Annotated in this window: 15 protein-coding genes; 12 read left to right on the top strand and 3 right to left on the bottom strand. The window is 70.1% G+C overall.

What is annotated here, in order from left to right; translation table 11 throughout:
• Positions 1–532 precede the first annotated feature (532 nt).
• Positions 533–1,186, bottom strand: coding sequence for a dihydrofolate reductase family protein (locus ACFSKW_RS16530; protein ID WP_379573128.1), 654 nt, complete (start codon positions 1,184–1,186; stop codon positions 533–535).
• A gap of 755 nt (positions 1,187–1,941) precedes the next feature.
• On the opposite strand from ACFSKW_RS16530, the gene ACFSKW_RS16535 reads away from it, so the two are divergent.
• From ACFSKW_RS16535 to ACFSKW_RS16555, 5 genes are all read left to right on the top strand, one after another.
• On the top strand, positions 1,942–4,296 hold the full coding sequence (locus ACFSKW_RS16535; RefSeq protein ID WP_379573129.1) for an ATP-binding protein: 2,355 nt from the start codon (positions 1,942–1,944) through the stop codon (positions 4,294–4,296).
• 184 nt (positions 4,297–4,480) lie between these two features.
• Positions 4,481–4,987, top strand: coding sequence for a hypothetical protein (locus ACFSKW_RS16540; RefSeq protein ID WP_379573130.1), 507 nt, complete (start codon positions 4,481–4,483; stop codon positions 4,985–4,987).
• A gap of 242 nt (positions 4,988–5,229) precedes the next feature.
• Positions 5,230–5,637 carry a hypothetical protein gene (locus tag ACFSKW_RS16545; RefSeq protein WP_379573131.1) on the top strand — a complete coding sequence of 136 codons (408 nt, stop codon included), beginning with the start codon at positions 5,230–5,232 and terminating at the stop codon, positions 5,635–5,637.
• Between the two features lie 56 nt (positions 5,638–5,693).
• Positions 5,694–6,794, top strand: coding sequence for a serine hydrolase domain-containing protein (locus ACFSKW_RS16550; RefSeq protein ID WP_379573132.1), 1,101 nt, complete (start codon positions 5,694–5,696; stop codon positions 6,792–6,794).
• Between the two features lie 113 nt (positions 6,795–6,907).
• Positions 6,908–8,218, top strand: a complete 1,311-nt coding sequence (locus ACFSKW_RS16555; RefSeq protein ID WP_379573133.1) for a serine hydrolase domain-containing protein — start codon at positions 6,908–6,910, stop codon at positions 8,216–8,218.
• A gap of 200 nt (positions 8,219–8,418) precedes the next feature.
• Here ACFSKW_RS16555 and ACFSKW_RS16560 read toward each other — a convergent pair whose 3' ends face one another.
• On the bottom strand, positions 8,419–8,973 hold the full coding sequence (locus ACFSKW_RS16560) for a dihydrofolate reductase family protein (protein WP_379573134.1): 555 nt from the start codon (positions 8,971–8,973) through the stop codon (positions 8,419–8,421).
• Positions 8,974–9,091: 118 nt separating this feature from the next.
• Here ACFSKW_RS16560 and ACFSKW_RS16565 point away from each other — a divergent pair, with 118 nt between their 5' ends.
• The gene (locus tag ACFSKW_RS16565; protein ID WP_379573135.1) at positions 9,092–10,072 is read left to right on the top strand and encodes a LysR family transcriptional regulator; all 981 of its coding nucleotides are present in this window, start codon (positions 9,092–9,094) and stop codon (positions 10,070–10,072) included.
• A 121-nt stretch (positions 10,073–10,193) separates the two neighbouring features.
• Here the strand turns inward: ACFSKW_RS16565 and ACFSKW_RS16570 are convergent, their stop codons facing one another.
• The gene (locus tag ACFSKW_RS16570) at positions 10,194–10,676 is read right to left on the bottom strand and encodes a GNAT family N-acetyltransferase (protein WP_379573136.1); all 483 of its coding nucleotides are present in this window, start codon (positions 10,674–10,676) and stop codon (positions 10,194–10,196) included.
• 264 nt (positions 10,677–10,940) lie between these two features.
• Here ACFSKW_RS16570 and ACFSKW_RS16575 point away from each other — a divergent pair, with 264 nt between their 5' ends.
• From ACFSKW_RS16575 to ACFSKW_RS16600, 6 genes are all read left to right on the top strand, one after another.
• The gene (locus ACFSKW_RS16575; RefSeq protein WP_379573137.1) at positions 10,941–11,654 is read left to right on the top strand and encodes an ABC transporter ATP-binding protein; all 714 of its coding nucleotides are present in this window, start codon (positions 10,941–10,943) and stop codon (positions 11,652–11,654) included.
• The gene (locus tag ACFSKW_RS16580) at positions 11,651–12,340 is read left to right on the top strand and encodes an ABC transporter permease (RefSeq protein ID WP_379573138.1); all 690 of its coding nucleotides are present in this window, start codon (positions 11,651–11,653) and stop codon (positions 12,338–12,340) included. Before ACFSKW_RS16575 ends, ACFSKW_RS16580 begins: the two co-directional genes overlap by 4 nt.
• A 4-nt stretch (positions 12,341–12,344) precedes the next feature.
• Positions 12,345–13,430, top strand: coding sequence for a sensor histidine kinase (locus ACFSKW_RS16585; RefSeq protein WP_379573139.1), 1,086 nt, complete (start codon positions 12,345–12,347; stop codon positions 13,428–13,430).
• Entirely contained in the window at positions 13,430–14,026 is a 597-nt protein-coding gene (locus ACFSKW_RS16590; RefSeq protein WP_379573223.1) for a response regulator, read from the top strand. Before ACFSKW_RS16585 ends, ACFSKW_RS16590 begins: the two co-directional genes overlap by 1 nt.
• Positions 14,027–14,146: 120 nt before the next feature.
• On the top strand, positions 14,147–14,497 hold the full coding sequence (locus ACFSKW_RS16595) for an Mth938-like domain-containing protein (RefSeq protein ID WP_379573140.1): 351 nt from the start codon (positions 14,147–14,149) through the stop codon (positions 14,495–14,497).
• A gap of 309 nt (positions 14,498–14,806) precedes the next feature.
• On the top strand, positions 14,807–17,524 hold the full coding sequence (locus ACFSKW_RS16600; RefSeq protein WP_379573141.1) for an AfsR/SARP family transcriptional regulator: 2,718 nt from the start codon (positions 14,807–14,809) through the stop codon (positions 17,522–17,524).
• The last annotated feature ends 1 nt before the right edge of the window (position 17,525 follow it).

Below are 17,525 nucleotides of genomic sequence, written 5' to 3' on the forward strand. Positions count from 1 at the left end.
GGCGTCACCATCGCTTCCCTCATGCTGTGGCTCCGCCAAACCGAATTATCAGACAGGCCTTAGTGCGGTGACCGTTCGCTTTCGAGTGTTATGCCGCTGGGCTGGGTCGGCCCCAGCGGTGTCCGCGTTCGCTCCGGATGCGGGCGCGTTCGTGGCGTTGGGCGCCCGGTACGTCGGGGTGGCAGGCCCAGGACGGCCCCAGGGCGCTCCACGAACCGGAAGCGGGCGGCCCGCCATGACCTGGGGAAAGTCCTCAAACGCCCAGAACAAGCCAAGTCGCCGCACCCATCGGGAAATCGTGTAGTGCGTCAAAACTCGCATGCACCTCCGCGGATGAGCGCAAGAGCGGTCGGCGACCGCCATCACCCTCTGGCAGGAAAAGGCAAACAGCACCCTGCGGGAGCGCGACTCCGCGCCCCGCACGAGCCTGGCCGAGAGCCCCAGCGCAGGAGAAGGCCAACATGGCGAAATATGGACAGATCGAACAGTCAAGAGCGCGCCCGCGTGCCGACCATCTGTCACCTCGCCGTGCTCAGGCGATGACTTCCTGGCCGTCGTGCACCACGAACTCGCCGGTGCCGGTGGTGCCGAACTCGGCCTGGCGCAGGGTGAGCGAGACCGCGCCCGCGCCCCCCTTCAGCACCTCCGACTCGGTGATCCGGTAGGTCGCCGGTGTGGCACCGTCGGCGAACAGGCGCTTGCCGTCACCGACGACGACGGGGAACTGGAGCACCCTGTAGGTGTCGACGAGTCCGGCGTCGTGCAGGGTGCGCACCAGTTGCCAACTGCCGTGCACCTGCAGCTCACCACCCGGCTGCTCCTTGAGCCGGCGGACCTGCTCGACGATGTCACCGCGCAGCACCGTGGTGTTGCCCCAGGCGGCGTCAGCGTCGGAGAGAGTGTTGCTGACGACGTACTTCTGCCAGGTGTTGAGGGCGGTGGCCACGATGTTGTCCGGATCGGTGACCTGCGACCAGTAGGTGCGCATCATCTCGAAGGTCTTGCGCCCCACGAGGATGGCGTCGGCCTGCCTGAACCATCCGTCGACGGGGTCGAGCTGGCCGTCGGCGGAGTGGGGCACGAGCCAGCCGCCGCGCTGGAAGTTGTTGCTGGGGTCCTCCTGGACTCCGCCGGGGCCCTGCATGACGCCGTCGAGGCTGACGAAGGTGTGAACGCTGATCTCCATTGGTCTTCTCTCCTTGAGCGAGGTCGCGTACCGGCGTGCGCCGGGTCGCGGCTAGATCAGGATGTAGTGCGGTAGAAGACGCAACAAGGGACGATATTGGAACGCCCTTTTAACCACCTTCAACGATGAGGAACGCGGTGCGGGCCGCAGCCGAGCGTCGAAGTGGAAATCGAGGTTCGCTTCAACACCAGCACCTCGGTCACGTGCGCCAGGGACCCAGGAGCTTGGCGAACAGCTCCGCCGCATCGCCCTCGGACAGGACGTCCGGCGAGATCGGCTGGGCCTGGTCCGGCTCGACCATCCGGCGGCGACTGGTGATGACGATGAGGCTCTGACCGGCGCCGGGAGCAGACCGTGCACGTGCGCGGCGTCGGCGGCGTTGTCCAGCAGCACGATCGCCCGCCTGGCGGCTCAGCTCGGCACGCCACAGGGCGGCCCGCTCCGCTTCGCCGCCGGGGACCCGGCCGGGTGCCACGCCGAGCGCCGCGAGCAGCAGCAGCAGCAGCCAAAGCCTCCGCTGCCTCGACCGGCACGCACCCCGGCGTGAAACCGTGCAGGCCAAGGTAGCGGGAGATCGTTACGGCCCGGCGCGGGCGCGGTGGCGGCCTGCGCGAGCGCGGTGGCGGCCGGCGCGGGCGGCCTGCGCGTTCCGGCCCGCACCGAACATCAGGCAGCCGCACCACGGTCTGACCGCGCTCTGGCCGTATGTGTAATTTGTCGCCCAAAGAGAACTTCTGACGAGGGATCGGAACCAGGTGAGCAACGAGCTGGCGGAGCGTCTGCGGCAGATCCGGGAGGCGTCCGGACGTAGTCTGCGCGAGCTCGAACGCGCCATCCATGTGAGCAGTTCCTCGTTGTCCCGATACCTGTCGGGGCAGTCGGTGCCGCCTTGGCCGGTGGTTGTCGCGCTGTGCCAGGTGGCGGGCCGCGATCCTCGGCCGCTGCGGCCGTTGTGGGAGCGCGCCAAGCGTGCCCCCGTGACACCTCGGCCGTCGGCGTCACGCCCGGCGGCTTCGGCGGCTTCGGCGGGACGCAACGACCTGCCGTACGACATCAGCGCCTTCACCGGCCGCAGGGAGGAGCTGGCGGCGCTGCTGGAGGCCGCCCGCACGAGCCGGATGGTGGCGATCGACGGCATGGCGGGCGTGGGCAAGACCGCCTTGGCCGTGCGCGCCGCTCACCGGCTGGCCGCCGACTTCCCTGACGGGCAGCTCTACGTCGACCTGCACGGGTTCACTCCAGGCCGGGAGCCGGTCGAGCCCGCTGAGGCGCTGCGTGTGCTGTTGTCCGCGCTCGACGTGGCTTCGGCCCGCATTCCCGAGGCCACGTCGGAGCGGGCCGCACTCTGGAGGGCCGAGCTGGCGCGGCGCCGGGCCGTGATCGTTCTCGACAACGCCGTCGACGCGGACCAGGTCCGGCTACTCCTTCCGGGTGCGGGGGCGAGCCTCGCCCTGGTGACGAGCCGCCGGCGGATGGTCGAGTTGGACACCGTCCGTCCGATCACGCTCGAGGTCCTCCCGGCGGTGGACGCGGCCGAGCTGTTCGTGACCGCCTCGGGCGGCGCGAGATCGTCGGGTGATCCCGAGGCCGCGGCGGAGGTGCTCCGGTTGTGCGGCTATCTACCTCTGGCCATCCGGGTGGCGGCGGCCCGGCTGCGGCACCGTCCCGCGTGGACGGTCGCCACGCTCGCCGAACGGCTGCGAAGCGGCGAACTGGACGTCTCGAACGTCCTCGCGATGTCCCTGAGGCAGCTCGATCCGGCGCAACGGCGGATGTTCCGGCTGCTGGGACTGGTGCCGGGTGAGGGCGTCGACGCCTGGGCCGCGGCGGCGCTGGCCGACGTCCCCTTCGGCAACGCGCGGTCCCTGCTGGAGGATCTGGTGGACGCGCACCTGTTGCAGGAGTCCGCGGCCGGCCGCTATCGGATGCATGACCTGTTGCGGCAGGTGGCCGTCGCCGAGGCGTCGCCGGACCGGAGTCCGGCGATCGCGCGGCTGCTCGACTACTACCTGAGCGGCATGCTCGCCGCGGACGCCGCGATGTCCCATGAGACGGCGGGGGCGCCGATCACCGTGTCCTATCCGCCCACCGCTCTTCCGGCTTTCGACGGCCACGACGAGGCGCTCGCCTGGCTGGACGCGGAGGTGCCCGACATCGTCACAGCGTTCGAGCTGGCGGTGGAGCTCGGCCTCGACACGGCTACGGCCGGGCTCGCCCAGGTCATGGGCGTCTACTTCGGCAGACGTGGCGGAATGGAGCGGTGGGGCCGGGTACTGGACGCCGCGCTCCCCGCCGCCGAACGTCTGGGCGACCGGCGGGCGGCGGCCTGGCTGACCTACCGGCGCGGCATCGCCCGGCAGTTCTCGGGCCGCGCGGCCGAGGCGAGCGCCGACTACCGGGCCGCTCGGGCCCTCATGGCGGAGGCCGGCGACCGGGACGGGGAAGGAATGGCGTTGCAGCGGCTCGCCGAACGGCAGATGGACGACGGATGCTTCGAGGAGGCCATCGACCTTCTGCGGCAGGCCGCCGATCTGCAGCCGGAAGCAACCACCACGCAGGGCCATGTGGTGACGCGTGCGCGGATCGGTCACGCGCTGGTTCAACTCGGCCGGTTCGCAGAGGCTCACGAGGCGGCCACCGAAGCGGTCAAGGTGGCTCGGGACATCGACAACCTGCATCTGGAGACGATGGCGCTGCGAGTGCACGGCGCGGTGGCGCTCGAGACGGGTGACGCCTCGGGCGCATTGGAGCTCTTCCGTACGGCACTGGCCCAGACCCGGGCGACGGGCCACCGGATCGCGGAGGCGCTGAGCCTGACCGACATCGCGATGGCCGCCCGCGCCCTTGGCCGGGTCGTGGAGGCGCTGGATCATCACGCGGAAGCCCTGCGGATCATCCACGAGACCGGTGAACGACTGCGCGCCGCCCCGATCCTCATACCGTACGGCGAGACCTGCCTCGCGGCCGGCGATCGCGGCGAGGCCGCGCGTCACCTGCGACAGGCCTTCGACCTGGCCACGGCCCTCGGTCTTCGCCATCTGGAGGCCGAGGCCCGCCGCGTGCTCGCCGCGATGAATCTCGAACCGGGAGCGGACCCCGCGGACAGGTGAGCGGCGGCGTCCCACCTGGGACACATCTGGGACAGCTGGGCATCGCCACATAACCGCAGGTCAGCGGAGTGTTTCAGTGTTGCGTGTCCCATCGGGAGGCTGTCGCCCTCCCGGGGGCGGGGGCGCGGGTGCCAGTCTCGGCGACGTGACCGGCACCCGCCCCTCTCCCCGGAAGGCGATCCCGATGAACTTCCTGCTCTCCGCGCTGACCGCGCTTCCCATCCGATGGGAGGTGGCCGGCACGGTCGACGCCCCTGCCGACGCGGTCGCCGACCTGCTGCTGGCCGTCAAGCCCGGCCGGGTGGGCGACGACAACCTGCTCGTCCTGGCCGGCATGTCCGCCGCGCGACGCGGCGCGATGACCGTGCTCGCCGGTGACCTCACAGGCTCGTACCGAGCCGTGGTCGCCGGGACGGACGGTCAGGTCGACATCGCGGTCGATCCGGGTCTTCGGGCCGTCGCCGTACAGAGCTGGTACGGCGGCGTGCACACGGTGACATCGGCCGAAGACGGCATCAGCCGGGTCTCGCACCGGGTGCACACCGTGCTGCCCGGCCATGATCGATTCTCCACGCCCGGCGACATGGAGTCTCGGCTGTGGAGCGGGCTTGAGCGGGTGTTGTGCGTCATCGGCGACCGCCTCGGCCGCCCCGCGGGAGACCCGGTGATCGTTCGGGCCACGTCTCACTGATCTGACCAGCTGAACCCCCTCGACGAACTCTGCTCCTGCTGCGCGGACGCAAGACCGGCGCGCATGCCGCCGGCGAGACCCGGACCCTCGTCACCGCATAGAGGGCCCTGCCGTCGACCCCGCGAGGTCGTGTCAGCGGCCGTGTCAGCCCGGCGACGACCCCGTATCAGGGCGGTTGGCAATGCTCTGACCACAAGCAACACCGACACCTCCCCGACAACGGACTCCCGAAGGAGCACACCATGTCCGTCACCCTGACCGCCCAGGACAAGGCCACCCTGCGCACCGCCGCCTACGGCGCCGTCTCGCTGCTGTCCGCCGCCGACGCCGCAGGCTCTCCGCACAAGGCCGCCACTCACGGCTCCATCGCTCTGTCCTCCGCGACCGGCCTGGTCGGACACGTCCTCGCCGCGAAGAGCAAGGACATCGACCTGTACGGCAAGAGCGTGGCCGAACTCGCCGACCAGGTGCTGCCGGCCCTGACCGCATCCATGAACCTGCTCAACAAGCAGGACCCGGCAGAAGCCGGCAACTTCCGCAACACCGTCATCGTCGCCATCGAGGCAGCCGCCCGCACCCACCAGGGCCGGCCCAGCCCCACCACGGCCGACATGATCCGCAAGATCACCGCCGCCCTCGACGCCGCCTGACGGCACGCCGCCATCCGCCCGTTCGACCGAAGCACCAGATTCGAAGGAGCACCACCATGACCACCACCGACCAGGCCCGCCCGGAGCTGCAGAAGGCCATCCAGGAGTTCGTCGACTCCGGTCTGGCAGCCGGGGTCCAGGTGCGCGTGCACGACGAACAGGGCGAGTGGGCCGGCAGCGCCGGGGTGCGCGAGCTGGGCCAGAGCGCCAAACCGGCGACGAACGGCCACTTCCGGATCGGCAGCACCACCAAGACCTTCACCGCGACCCTGGTGCTGCAACTGGTGGCCGACGGCACGATCGAACTGGACGACCCGGTGGCCGACCACCTGCCCGAGTACGGGCTGGACCGGCGCATCACCGCGCGGATGCTGCTGCAGCACACCAGCGGATTGTTCAACTTCACCGGCGAGTACTACCCCGACGGCACGTTCGCGCCGGGGATCCCCGGACTGGGCAAGGAGTGGGTGACCGACAACCGGTTCCACACCTACCAGCCGGAGGAACTGGTGCGGCTGGCGCTGTCCAAGCCGGCGCGGTTCGAGCCGGGGACCGGCTGGAGCTACTCCAACACCAACTACGTGCTGGCCAGACTCCTGGTCGAGAAGGTCACCGGCCGCGCGTACGCCGAGGAGATGCAGGCGCGGATCCTGCGCCCGCTCGGCCTGACGGGCACGGTGGTGCCGGACGCCTCGCCGGACATCCCCGAGCCGCACGCCCACGGCTACTACCGCTACCAGGACGCCGAGGAGTGGAAGACGGTCGACACCACCCGCTTCAACCCCTCCTGGATCTCCGCCGCCGGTGACATGATCTCGACCACCGAGGATCTGCACACGTTCTTCTCCGCGCTGAACTCCGGCAGGCTCCTGCCCGCCCCGCTGCTGGCCGAGATGCGCAAGCCCGACCCCACGATCGGCTACGGCCTGGGGGTGTTCGTGGAGGACACCGAGGGAGGCGGCACCCTCCTGCACCACAACGGCGGCTTCTGGGGCTGGGCGGCGCTGATGTACAGCACGCCCGACGGCAGCAAGACCCTGACCGCCTCGGTGACCACCGGGGAAGCCGAGCTCGACATGGTCGCCATGTCCGAGGCGTTCGAGAAGGTGAAGCAGAAGCTCGTCACGGCGGTGTTCCACGACGAGCGGACCGGCTGACGAAGCCGAGCCGGCTCAGCAGACGACACGGCTGAGCACCCCAGACCGTTCGATCAACCCCGAGCTGCTCGGCGAGCCTTTCGCCCGAGCGCGACACCAGAGACGAAGGAACCATGAAGATCCCCTCCCCCTCAGCGATCACGGCGACCGGGCCGCGTGTCCACGGCGTGCACCGGCCCCCAGTGCTCGGCAAGGTCTTCCGCCGAGTGACGGTCACGGCGCTGGCGGCCGCGCTGCTGGCCGGGGCGGCTGTGGCCGCACCCGCGGTAGCCGCCGCGGACAGCGGGGCCGTGCAGAAGGCCTCCGCCGGGCAGGATCGCCCGGAGCTGCAGAAGGCCATGCAGGCATTCGTCGACGCCGGTTTCGCCGGGGTGCAGGTACGCGTGCACGACCAGCGGAGCGAGTGGACCGGCAGCGCCGGGGTGCGCAAGCTGGGCCAGAGCGCGAAGCCGCCGACGAACGGGCGGTTCTGGACGGGCAGCGTCATCAAGCCCTTCACCGCGACCCTGGTGTTGCAGCTGGTGGCCGAGGGCAAGATCGGGCTGGACGACCCGGTGTCCGGCTTCCTGCCCAAGCTCGGGCTGGACGAGCGGATCACGGTGCGGATGCTGCTGCAGCACACCAGCGGGGTGTTCAACTACACCGGCGAGTACTACGACGACGGGAGGTTCGTGCCGGGCATTCCCGCCACCGGTGACGCGTGGCTGGCCAACCGGTTCAAGACCTACCGGCCGCAGAAGCTGGTACGGCTGGCGCTGTCCAAGCCGGCGCGGTTCGAGCCGGGCACGGACCAGAACTACTCCAACACCAACTACACCCTGGCCCTGCTGCTGATCGAGAAGATCACCGGCCGCTCCTACGCCGAGGAACTGCAGCGGCGGATCCTGCGCCCCCTCGGGATGCGGGACACCATGGTGCCGGGCAACCGGACACAGCTGCCCGGCCCGCACGCCCACGGCTACTACCGCTACCAGGACGCCGCCGGCCGGCAGAAGACGGTCGACATCTCCCGCCAGAACCTCTCCCTGCTGGCCGGCGCCGGGGACCTGATCTCGACCACCCAGGACCTCCACACGTTCATCTCCGCCCTGAACGGCGGCAAGCTCCTGCCGGCCGAGATGCTGGCCGAGATGCGCAAGCCGTACGGAAAGCTCGGCTACGGCCTCGGGCTGTTCGTGCAGGACCTGGGCCCGAACTGCGGCACGGTCTACCAGCACAACGGCGCTCCCCCGCACGGCTACGGCGCGCTGATGTACAGCTCACCCGACGGCAGCAAGACCCTGACCGCCTCGGTGAACTACGTGGACGACGCGGCAAGGTCCCTGACAGGGAAGTTTCCTGAGCCGTTGAACAAGCTCGTCAAGCAGGTGTTCTGCGGCGGCCAGGCCGGACCTGCCGACAAGGCGGCCGATCCGGCTCAGTAGACAGAACTGAGCGAGCCGTACGCCCTGAGGGTGGACTCCTTACGGTCGGGCAACGGCAGAGCGCGAACCGGGCCACGCCGAACTCGCTGCGTTCGGCGTGGCCCGACCACCGGCCAGGTCCTTCATGTACGGCGCGCACAGGGCGCGGCCACGAACCGAATACGTGGGTGAGAGAGAAGGAGGACAGAGTGGAACCAGTCCTAGATGAGCCGCTGACCGGCCGCCGGGCGGTACTCCAGGACGATGGTGCCAGAGCCGAAGGTGGAGGTGGCGGCGAGTGTCCAGGTCGTGCTGTCGACGCCGTCAGGAAACAGGCGCTTGCCTGGGCCCACGACGACGGGATGGACAAGCAGCTTGAGCTCGTCGACGAGACCGTGCTTGATCAGGTAGTTGACCAGATCGGCGCTGCCGTACACCAGGAGGTCCCGGCCGGGCTCGCGCTTGAGCTTGGTGACCTGTTCCGCGACGTCACCCTTGATCACGACCGCGTTCCAGCCGGCTCTCCGCAGGGTCGTGGACGCCACGTACTTGGGGATGGAGTCCATCCGGGCGGCGAAATCGCTCTCGCGCGCCATCGCCGGCCACATCTTGGACAGGCTGTCGAAGGTCCTGCGGCCCAGCAGCAGCGCGCGGCTGGCGAACAGGTGGCCGCTGTGGAACCTGGCGTGCTCGTCGTTCCAGAACGGCCCGGCCCACGTGGGTTCCTCCACGACGCCGTCCATGGAGACGACGATGACCACGACGACCTTGCTCATCGTTGTTCTCCGTTTCCTGCCGCCGGACCGTCCTTTCCAGCGTGCAGTACGGCGAAAGAGCGAACAACGAGCCAAAGCGAAACGATCGTTTACCGGGGCTCAACGACCTGGAGGGCTCGTGCTCGAACGACTTGAGCTGGAAGCGTTCCTGGTCCTGGCCGAGGAGCTCCATTTCGGGCGCACCGCCGAGCGGCTGCATGTGACCACCGGCCGGATCAGCCAGACCATCAAGAAACTGGAGCGCCAGGTCGGGGCGCCGCTGTTTGAACGCACCAGCCGCGCGGTGCGGCTCACCGAGTTGGGGCAGCGGCTGCGTGCCGATCTGCGCCCCGCCTACGAACAGATCGGGACCGGACTCGAACAGGCCATCATCGCCGCCCGCGGCATCACGGGCACCCTGAAGGTCGGCTTCTCCGCCCTGTGGTCCGGCGACCTCGTCGTCACAGCCGCCGACCTCTTCCGCGTCCGCTACCCCGACTGTGAGGTCCACATTCAGGAGGTGCAACTGGGCGATCCCCTCGGACCGCTGCGCGCCGGCGAACTCGACCTCCAGCTCACCGAATTCCCCATCGACGAGCCGGACATCACCGCTGGTCCCGTCATCTTCTCCGAGCCCCGCGCCCTCATGGTCCCCGACCGGCATCCCCTCGCCCGGCGGGAGACCGTCTCCCTCGAGGACCTCGCCGACGTCATCCTCCTGCCGATGACCGGCAACATCCCCGACTACTGGCTGGACTACCACTATCCACAGCGAACTCCCGCGGGCCGTCCCATCCCGCACGGCCCGCCCATCACCTACTGGCAGGAGGTGCTCTCCCACATCCACGTCGGCAAAGGCGTCTCCGTGGTAGCCGCGCGCGGCGCCCGCTACTATGCCAGGCCTGGCGTCGCCTTCGTGCCCTTCAGCGACGCGCCGCCCATCGAGTACGGCCTCCTCTGGCGCAAGACCGGCGAGAACACCCGGATCCGTGCGTTCATCCAGATCATCCACGAGATCCGCCGAAGCGTGCCCAGAGAAGACGAGGTCAGAAGGCACAAGAGCCGGATGGCAGGCCGAAGGCCGCCACGCCCGGACGAGGGCCGCAGACCGACGTCCTGACGGACGGTTTGAGCGGTGCGTACAGCGAACAACCGTCGACTCCGACGAGGCGTTCCTCGAGGAGCTCAACAAGCGGGTGAAGGTGGCCTTCGAGATCGAGCCCGGCGAGCGACCTCACCGGTCAGCCGCGCGCCCGCTCCCACAGCCGCTCGCCGTCGTCGAACCGGTCGGTGGGGGTGAGCCCTGCCCGTGCGGCGACGGCGGCGGAGGCGGCGTTGCCGGGGTGGATGTGCGCCACGACGCGGTCGACGTCCCTGGCGAAGAGCCGGGCGATCATCGCCTGGGTGGCTTCGGTGGCGTATCCCCTCCGCTGCCAGCCGACGCCGACCACCCAGGCGATCTCGGCTCTGCGGCCCTGTTCAGTGATCGTCGCCTGCACGTAGCCGACCGCCTGCCCGTCGGCTTCCCTGCGGATGATCCAGTTGTGCCATTCCTCCTGCCCATCGGGAGAACGGCCGGCGACCTGCCGCGTGTAGCGGGCGCGCAGGCCGTCCAGTGTGGGGGCCGAGCCGCCGATGAAGGCGTAGAGATCGTCACCGCTCAGGACGTCCACCATCTCGTCGGCGTCGGCCACGGTCAGCGGTGTGAGCGAGACCTGGGTCATGCTCCCATTCTCCCGGCTCCGCGCCTGGCGTCGACGGCGGCCGATCACCTCGTACTTGCCGGCGTCGTCGGCGGCGATGAGCCCTGCGCCTGCGCGGCCGGCCGCTGCTTCGACCTGGCGGGCTCACGCTGACGGCCGCCGGCTCATCGGCTCCACCGCTCCAGTCGACCACATCGCCCCGGCAGACGGCATCCCTCGGATGGAGGATGCCGGGCGACGTGATGGGCGATGCCGTACGGCTCGCCGTCGCACGACGCTTTGAGCATGGAAGCCATCGAAGTGAGGGACCTCCGCAAGACATACGGAGGCACGCACGCCGTGGACGGTGTCACGTTCACGGTACGGACCGGCGAGACGTTCGGGCTCGTCGGCCACAACGGGGCGGGCAAGACCACGACCGTCGAGTGCCTGATCGGGCTCAGGCGGCCCGACGGGGGCACGGTCCGGGTGCTCGGCGAGGACCCGGCGCGCAGGCGGCGGGGGCCGGCGCAGCGGGTCGGGGCGCAGTTGCAGGAGAGCTCGCTGCCGGAGCGGATCAAGGTGGCCGAGGCGCTGCGCATGTTCGGCTCCTTCTACCAGAGGGCGGCCGACTGGCGGCAGGTGATGGAACGCTGGGGGCTCGGGCCGCTGGCGCGGAAGGCGTTCGGCGACCTGTCCGGTGGCCAGAAGCAGCGGCTGATGCTCGCGCTCGCCCTGGTCGGCGACCCCGAGGTGGTCGTGCTCGACGAGCTGACCACGGGCCTCGACCCGATCGCGCGCAGGGAAACCTGGCGGCTGGTCAAGGATCTCAAGACGACCGGCACCACCGTCGTGCTGGTCAGCCACTACTTCGACGAGACCGAGGCGCTCTGCGACCGGGTCGCCGTCCTCGCCCGCGGCCAGGTCAGGGCCATGGGCAGCCCGAGCGAGATCATCGCTGGGACCGGCACCGCCTCCCTGGAAGAGGCCTACTTCGCGCTGGAGGGTGCGGACCGATGAAAGCGTTCACCTCTCTCACAGCCACCGAGCTGCGGCTGCTGTTTCGCGACCCCGCGTCGATGTTCTTCATGATGGCGTTCCCGCTCATGCTGCTGGTGCTGAAGCGCGGCGAGAGCGGCACCGTACCCGGGTACATCGCGATGATCGCCGCCATCGGCGGGATGGGCGCGCTGCCCGGCATCGTGGCCTCCTACCGCGAACGCAAGGTGCTCAAGCGGCTGGCCGCCACGCCGATCTCCCCCGTCCTGCTGCTCGCCGGCCAGCTGGTGGCGCAGGTCGTCGCGACGCTGGCGGGGGCGGTGGTGCTGGTGGTCGTCTCGATCGTGGTGTTCGACGTCGAGGCACCGAGGAACGTGCCCCTGCTGGCCGCCGCCTTCCTGCTGTGCTCGGTGATGGTCTGCTCGCTCGGGTTCGTGATCGCGGCGGTCGTCCGCAACACCAGGGGCGCGAGCCTGATCGGGATGCTGGTCATGTTCCCGATGATCTTCCTGGCCGGCGCGGCCGTGCCCAGGAAGGCGCTGCCGGACTCGCTGCGCCAGATCGGCGACTTCCTGCCGCTGACCCCGGGCGTGCAGGCACTGAGCGACGGGTGGTCCGGCACCGCCGCGGTCTTCCCGATGATGATCCTCACCGGGATAATCGTGGCCGGCACGGCCGTCGCCGCCGCGCTGTTCCGATGGGAGTGACGACATGAGCATCTGGGAGGCGCGCTGGTCGCGTGCCTTCCATTGGCTCTTCTACGCCTGCCTGGCCCTCGGGTCGATCCTGTCGATCGGCGAGAACGGCGGCCCCGAGCCGCTGACGCTGGGCATCGTCGCGCTGATGGCCCTCTGGCACTGGTTCTTCGTCGTGCGGCGGCCGGAGCTGATCGGGCGGCTCAACCCGATGGCGTTCCACCTGGTCGTGATCTGCGGGCTCTACGTCGCCCTGGTGGTCGGCGACCGCGCCTTCGACGTGGTGATCTTCGGTCTGATGCCCCAGCCGTACCTCATGCTGGCCGCCCCCTGGTCCTACGCGGGGGCGGTGGCGACGGTCCTGTGCACCTTCGCCGCCCGGGGCAGGCTGGACGACCCCGGCGCCCTGTGGGAGCTCGCCGGAGCCGCCGGCCTGGTGGTGGCGATCGGGCTGTTCGTGGACTACGTGTCCAAGCAGAGCGCGCAGAACAGAACGGTCGGGGTCCTGGAGGAGCGGGCGAGGCTGGCAAGGGAGATCCACGACACCATCGCCCAGGGACTGAGCGGGATCATCACCCAGCTGGAGGCGGCCGAGCAGGCGATGCCCGACCTGCCCGCCGTGCAGAAGCGGATCTCGCTGGCCAAGGAGCTGGCGCGCGACAACCTGCGGGAGGCACGGCGTTCCGTGGACGCGCTGCGACCGGGGCCGCTGGCCGACGCCCAGCTCGACGCGGCGCTCACGGAGGTGGCCGGCCGGTGGTCGCGGACGTCGGGGCTGACGGCGACCGTGTCGGTGGAGGGCACGCCCAGGCCGCTGGCGGGCGAGGTGGGGGCAACGCTGCTCCGGGCGGCGCAGGAAGGGCTGTCCAACGTCGCCAAGCACGCGCGGGCGGGCAGGGTGGCGATCACGCTGACCTACATGGACGACGAGGTGACGCTCGACGTGTTCGACGACGGGGCGGGGTTCGACCCGGCCGCGCGGAGCCAGGGGTACGGGCTGGCCGCCATGCGCGAGCGGGCCGGCGGGGTGGGCGGCACGCTGACGGTGGAGTCCGCTCCGGGGGAAGGGACGGCGCTGTGCCTGCGCATCCCCTCAAGCTGATGATCGTCGACGACCATCCGGTGGTCCGTGACGGGCTGCGCGGCATGTTCGACCACGTGGCCGACATCGAGGTCGTGGCGGAGGCGTCCGACGGGTTCGAGGCGCTGGCCATGGCCAGGCGGGCAAGCCCGGACGTGGTGCTCATGGACCTGCGCATGCCCGGACTCGACGGGGTGGGCGCGATCGAGCGGCTGCACGCCGACCATCCGGAGATCAAGGTGATCGTCCTGACCACGTACGACACGGACGCGGACGTGATGCGGGCCATGGCCGCCGGGGTCGCGGGCTACCTGCTGAAGGACGCGCCACGGGAGGAGCTGCACCGGGCGGTCCGCACGGCCGCCGCCGGAGGAGCGGTCCTGGCCCCGTCGATCGCGTCCGCCATCATCGGCAGGCCCCCTGTGCAGGAGCCGAGCCCGCGGGAGCTGGAGGTGCTCCGCCTGGTGGCGCGCGGCGCGGCGAACAAGGAGATCGCCAGGACGCTGCTGATCAGCGAGACGACGGTGAAGACGCATCTCAAGCACGTCTTCGCCAAGCTCGGCGTCGACAGCAGGGCCGCGGCGGTCGTCGTGGCCATGGAACGCGGGCTTCTGTGACGTGGTTGAGGCCGCGCTCCTTCCTCTCCCCCGTGTCGCAGAACTGGCGGCCACTCCTGCTGCGACCGATCAGGCGCGACGCGAGGCGAGTAATCTCGGCGTATGGAGCGTCGATCACCTTTGATCACACATATCTCCTGGGGCCGGATGGTGGTCGAGGGCCTCGGAGAAGGCAAGGATTTCAAGCTCTACCCCGGTGGAGGACGCCCCTGGGACTGGAACGAGACCGGCACGCGGCACACTCCTGGCATCCAGCCTGCCGACGTACAGGAGTTGCTCGACAACGGCAGCCAGGTGATCGTTCTCTCCCGCGGCATGCGGATGCTCCTGCAGACGTGCCCCGAGACGCTGGACCTCTTGATGGACAAAGGCATCGAGATCTATGTGGAGGAGACGACAGCCGCCGTCCAGCGGTACAACGCCATGGTGGAGACCGCTCCCGTGGGTGGATTGATCCACTCCACGTGTTGATCAGGCCCCTTCACCGAGATCCGCCATTTCCCGCCGTGCCCGCACTTCCCCGTCCCCTCTGAACATCCGTCCGCACCCGCGTGGCGGCACCCCCGGGATCAGCCGGGCGAAGCGCGGCAAGAATGTGGGCCGACCAGTCGCTGCGCTATCGGCCTTCGGGGAGAATCGGACCGGATTTCGGCGGTAGGAAAGCGATCTTGATCACGATTCGGTCGCGCGCGTTCACCTATAGTTCTTGGCTCGGGGGTGTTTGTGGCGGTACGGGTGGCTGTGCTGGGGCCGGTGCGGGGCTGGCGTGACGGTGCTGAGGTGCGGCTCGGGCCGCCGAAGCAGCGGGAGCTGCTGGCGGTGCTGGTGCTGGCCGGTGAGCGTACGGTGCCGATCGAGGGAATCATCGACGCCCTCTGGGACGACGAGCCCCCGGCTTCGGCGCTCTCGATCGTGCGCACCTACGTGTCGCTGCTGCGCAAGGCGATAGGCCATGAGCACCTGGTGTCGCGGGGACGCGGGTACGCGCTCGCCGGCGTCGGCACGGATCTGGCCGACTTCGAGAGGCTGACCCGCCAGGGCGCCTACCGCGAGGCGTTGGAGTTATGGACGGGTGAGCCTGCCGGCCTGCGCGGACCTCACCTGCGCCGTCTGGAAGAGGTCAGGCTCGTGGCCATCGAATCGGCCTGTGCCCAGGAGCTGGACAGCGGGCAGGCGCCCGGTCAGGTCCTGGCAGAGCTGGCCGAGCTTTCGGCGCGGTATCCGCTGAGGGAGCGGTTGCGGGCCTTGCTGATGCGAGCCCTGGCCGCCGGCGGACGCCGCCCTGAGGCGCTGGCGGTCTTCGCCGACCTACGGCAGACGCTCGCCGACGAGCTGGGCATCGATCCCGGCCCCGAGGTGGCCGAGCTGTTTCAGCACCTGCTGAGCGTTGACAGTGCTCCTGCACCCGCCCTGATGCAGGTCCCTGCGCAGTTGCCGCCCGGCCCGGCCGACTTCACCGGCCGCGCCGAGCTGGTCGAAGGCCTGGTGGCGGCGTTGGCGGCCCGAGCCGGTCAGGCGCCCATGGTCACGGTCATGACCGGCATCGGCGGTGTCGGCAAGACCACGCTGGCCGTGCGGGCGGCGCATGCCGTACGGGAACACTTCCCGGACGGGCAGCTCTTCGCCGACCTGCAGGGCGCCGGCGCCGCGCCGGCCGATCCTGCGGTTGTGCTGGCCGCCTTCCTGCGGGCGCTGGGCGTCGCCGACGAGCGCCTGCCCGAAACGCTGGAGGAGCGCGCGGCGCTGTTCCGCTCCACGGTGGCCGATCGGCGCGTGCTGGTGGTTCTCGACAACGCGCGCGATCACGCACAGGTGTTGCCGCTGCTGCCGGGCTCGTCCTCCTGCCGGGTGCTGGTGACCAGCAGGGCACGCCCCTCCCTCCTGCCGAGCGCCCGCCTCGTCGAGGTGGACGTGCCGCCCGCCGCCGAGGCCCTGGGACTGCTGGAGCGGATCGTCGGCACCCCGCGGGTGTCCGCGGAGACGGCGGACGCCGAGCATCTGGTCGAGCTGTGCGGACGCCTGCCGCTGGCGGTGCGGGTGGCCGGCGCCCGGCTCGCCACCCGCCACGGCTGGCCGATCCGTGTGATGGTCGACAAGCTGGCCGACGAGAGCAAGCGGCTGGCCGCCCTGCGGACCTCTGACGTGGCGGTGAGTGCCGCCTTCGAGCTGTCGTATCGCCAGCTCGATCCTTCCCAGGCCCGAGCCTTCAGGCTGCTCGCGCTGTCGGAGGGGCCGGACCTCCCGCTGGCGGCCGCTGCCGCGATGGTGGACCTGAGCGAGGTCGAGACCGAGGCTCTGGTGGAGTCGCTGGTGGATCTCAGCCTGCTGGAATCCCCCGCCCCCGGCCGGTACCGCTACCACGACCTGCTGCGCGCCTACGCACGCTCGCTGGCCGAGCCGGACCGGCCGGCACTCGCCCGGCTGCTGGAGCATTACCTTGCCACGGCACGCAACGCCTTCAACACCCTCAATCCAGGCGATCCCTCGGCCGTCTCAGTGACGGCTGAGGGAGGGCTCACCTTCGACACGATGGAGGCGGCCACCGCGTGGGTCGCCTGTGAGCTGGAATGCCTCATCCGGGTACAAGCGGTGGATCTCTCGAGCGAGCTGCAGATCCTCGACCTGATCCTGCTGTTCGCCTATGAATCCAACAGGCTGGTCCCCAGGTTCCACGACCTTGCCGCCCGCGCCGCCGCCGCGGGCGAGGTCTTCGTCGAGGGGCGCGCCCGCGCCTCCCTCGCCCATGTCCTGCGCGACGCCGGCCGCCTGGACGATGCGATCGCCGAGTGCGCCGCGGCCATGGAGGTCACCCTGCGCGCGGGCGACATGAACCACCATTGGGTGGCCCTGTCGACCATGGGCGTGATCCAGGCCGATCGTCACGACCGCCAGGACGTGGCGCTCGACTGTTATCGGCAGGCCGCGGCAGGCTTTCACGAGCTCGGCGAGCGCTATCAGGAGGCGGCCATGCTCTATGGCGTCGGCCAGCGGCTGGCCTCCCTCGAACGCTACGACGAGGCGATCGAGACCCTCCATGAGGCCGAGACCGTCATGCGGGCCCACCTGGGCGACGACGTCCGCGACCCGTACGCCGTGGTCGCGATGGCCAAGGTGTTCACTCGCGCCGGACGCCACCATGAGGCGCTCCCCCTGTTGCAGGAGGCGCTGGCGTTGTTCCGGCAGCGGCGCAATCTCACGTGGGAGCAGTCCACACTGATCTACCTGGTCCGCGTGCTGCTCGCGCTGGATCGCGCCGCCGAGGCTCTGCCCCATGCCGAGGCGGCCGTCGTGCTGGCCGAGGAACGCCGCGGCGGCGGCTGGGCCGACGGCGCGGCCTGGAGCGAGCTGGGCGAGACTCTGCACGCCCTGCGCCAGCACAGCAGGGCGCACTCGTGCTGGGAACGGGCACTGGAGCTGTACGAATCCTTCCCTGCCAAGGCCGCAGAAGTCAGAGCGCTGCTGGAAAAGGCCCGTCCCGAGGTGGCCCGCCCGAGGTGAG

The organism is Nonomuraea mangrovi, assembly GCF_042681425.1.
In the GTDB taxonomy this organism is placed as follows: domain Bacteria; phylum Actinomycetota; class Actinomycetes; order Streptosporangiales; family Streptosporangiaceae; genus Nonomuraea; species Nonomuraea mangrovi.